At 70.0% G+C, this 2,320-nt stretch carries 5 protein-coding genes; 4 read left to right on the top strand and 1 reads right to left on the bottom strand.

Features of this window, described 5'->3' with window-relative positions; translation table 11 throughout:
* Nucleotides 1–124 precede the first annotated feature (124 nt).
* The 3 genes from ACZ7P3_RS42515 to ACZ7P3_RS42525 all read left to right on the top strand — a co-directional run bounded on the left by ACZ7P3_RS42515 (nucleotide 125) and on the right by ACZ7P3_RS42525 (nucleotide 1,267).
* Complete coding sequence (locus ACZ7P3_RS42515) at nucleotides 125–334, top strand: acyl-CoA carboxylase epsilon subunit (RefSeq protein WP_472090048.1); 210 nt, start codon at nucleotides 125–127, stop codon at nucleotides 332–334.
* Nucleotides 335–488: 154 nt separating this feature from the next.
* Nucleotides 489–617 carry a morphogenic membrane protein MmpB gene (gene mmpB, locus ACZ7P3_RS42520; RefSeq protein WP_457664872.1) on the top strand — a complete coding sequence of 43 codons (129 nt, stop codon included), beginning with the start codon at nucleotides 489–491 and terminating at the stop codon, nucleotides 615–617.
* 32 nt (nucleotides 618–649) lie between these two features.
* The gene (locus ACZ7P3_RS42525; RefSeq protein WP_472090049.1) at nucleotides 650–1,267 is read left to right on the top strand and encodes a Maf family protein; all 618 of its coding nucleotides are present in this window, start codon (nucleotides 650–652) and stop codon (nucleotides 1,265–1,267) included.
* 40 nt (nucleotides 1,268–1,307) lie between these two features.
* Here the strand turns inward: ACZ7P3_RS42525 and ACZ7P3_RS42530 are convergent, their stop codons facing one another.
* Nucleotides 1,308–1,844, bottom strand: a complete 537-nt coding sequence (locus tag ACZ7P3_RS42530; RefSeq protein ID WP_472090050.1) for a hypothetical protein — start codon at nucleotides 1,842–1,844, stop codon at nucleotides 1,308–1,310.
* Between the two features lie 375 nt (nucleotides 1,845–2,219).
* Here ACZ7P3_RS42530 and ACZ7P3_RS42535 point away from each other — a divergent pair.
* The coding region (locus tag ACZ7P3_RS42535; RefSeq protein WP_158786612.1) for a biotin carboxylase N-terminal domain-containing protein at nucleotides 2,220–2,320 on the top strand (101 nt) is incomplete at its 3' end.

A 2,320-nucleotide genomic window follows, 5' to 3' on the forward strand; every position in this document is an offset into this window, starting at 1 on the left:
CCCTCCGACACCCGCGCCCACATCGTCCGCGGCCTGCGTCAACTGCGCACCAAACGGGAATCCCTGCCCCCGAAGAAGCACGGCAACATCCCCCTCTAGGCCCCGCGGACCCTTGGAGCGGTCAATGAACATCAAGGTCGTACGAGGCAACCCCACCCCGGAGGAGCTGGCCGCCGCCCTGGCGGTGGTCCGCGCCCGCGCCGCGGCGGCAGCGGCAATGCCGCCCGGCGCACCGGGGACGCGGGACGCATGGTCGGACCCGTCCCGCATCGCGGGGCAGCGCGTCCCGCAACCGGGCCCGGCGTCCTGGACGCGCACGTACTGGCCGAGCTGACCCGGGCCACAACGGACCCGAACCCCGCAGCGGCCCACGGCTCACACCCCACGGCCTGCACATCCCACAGCCTGCACACCCCCGTGCAATACCGGGTGCCGATTTGAGTACGGCTACTCAGGCACCCGGCGCACAGGAACCGCACGCTGGAGGCATGCTGTGGTCAGACCCGGAGGACGAGCCGCCCAAGGAACTGCGTGACGTGCAGGAGATGCTGCGGCGGCTCGGCCTCTTCATGGCCCTGGCCATGATCCTGGCCATGATCGTGATCGGTCTGAGGTGAGCCCGGCGGCACCCCGCCGATACCCTGAGCGCATGACTGACCACCCGCGCCGTCGCCTCGTTCTCGCCTCCAAGTCCCCGGCCAGGCTGGGCCTGCTCCGGCAGGCCGGGCTCGATCCCGAGGTGATCGTGAGCGGCTTCGACGAGGACTCGATCACAGCACCCACCCCGGCGGAGCTCGCGCTCGCCCTGGCCGAGGCGAAGGCCTCCGTGGTGGCGGCGAAGCCGGAGGTGCACGGCGCCCTGGTGATCGGCTGCGACTCGGTGCTGGAGCTGGACGGCCGGGCGCTCGGCAAGCCGGCCGACGCCGAGGAGGCCACCGCCCGCTGGAAGGCGATGCGCGGGCGGGCCGGAACCCTTCAGACGGGCCACTGCATCTGGGACACGCAGGCCAAACGGTACGTCGCCGGGGTCGCCTCCACCGTCGTCCGCTTCGGCGAGCCCACGGACGACGAGGTCGCCGCGTACGTCGCCTCCGGCGAGCCCCTCCACGTGGCCGGGGCGTTCACCCTGGACGGCCGTTCGGCGCCGTTCATCGAGGGCATCGACGGCGATCACGGCAATGTGATCGGCATCAGCCTTCCCCTCGTGCGGCGACTGCTGGCCGAACTGGGCGTCGGCATCACGGAGTTGTGGGCACCGGCTGAGTGAGCTGGGCCGGCATCGAGGTCTGAGGCGCGCCATCCCCGTCCTACGGCTCGTCCGCACGACTGTGCGACTCGCCCCCGGCACCCGGGGACACGCCCGGGGACACGCCCGGAGACACGCCCGGCTCGGTCCCGGCCTTCGGGTCTCCGCCCACCTCCGGGCCACCCCCGGAGGCCCGCTCGGGGCCGCCGTCACGGTCGTACGTCATCAGGAGCAGGACGACGAGCCCGAGCACCACCATCATGAACAGGAACGCCGTCCAGCCCACCAGGCCCCAGGCGAAGGCGCCCAGCAGGGCGTGCACCACCGCGACGCTGATGAGCAGGATGCGGCCGAACCCGGCGGGGGCCCGGTTGCGTATCGCGACGAGCAGGGCCACCACGGCGCACAGCACGAAGTAGGCGCCGAAGACGACCCCGCCGATCTTCGACGACGTCGACATGACGTCGGGATCGAGCCCGGCCAGCGACATCTTCTGCCGGTCCACGACCACCCCGAGGAACCAGTTCAGTGCCGCGATGACGAGCGCCTCGGCGAACAGGACGACTGTCACGACCCACGCCACCGGTCTGCGTACCACCGGCCCCCACCCACTTTCGACCTCAGCCCGAGCAGAGCTGCTGTTACCTGAAGTACGTTCGAGTCACCGCGAACGCTACTAACGGGTAAACCCAGGGACAAGGGTTCGGTCCGGAGCAAAGAATCATTGGGCCATTCGTAGGGACTCGACAAAGAAACGGAGTGCGCCGCGGCACGCTCTCACAGAGACCTTGACCACATGACAGGGCTAGGGTTTCCCGAAGGAGTCCTGCGTACCGAGGTGCGACAAGGGCTTTCGCCGGTCGAGTGCGCCTCGCATCACGCTCCGTGTGGGCAAGCTCACCATTGGGGACGGGTCGAAGTGCCGTGTCGGCAGTCCCTAAACTCGGCTTGTTTCAAGGAGGGAGCCTCAATCGTGCGCAAGGTGCTCATCGCCAACCGTGGCGAAATCGCTGTCCGCGTGGCCCGGGCCTGCCGGGACGCCGGGATCGCGAGCGTGGCCGTCTACGCCGACCC

The sequence above is a fragment of the Streptomyces sp. NPDC107581 genome (genome assembly GCF_055657175.1).

What these genes read in the sequence shown, in the direction of transcription:
- ACZ7P3_RS42515 (WP_472090048.1), top strand. Translation starts at nt 125, where the DNA reads ATGAACATCAAGGTCGTACGAGGCAACCCCACCCCGGAGGAGCTGGCC.
- mmpB (WP_457664872.1), top strand. Translation starts at nt 489, where the DNA reads ATGCTGTGGTCAGACCCGGAGGACGAGCCGCCCAAGGAACTGCGTGAC.
- ACZ7P3_RS42525 (WP_472090049.1), top strand. Translation starts at nt 650, where the DNA reads ATGACTGACCACCCGCGCCGTCGCCTCGTTCTCGCCTCCAAGTCCCCG.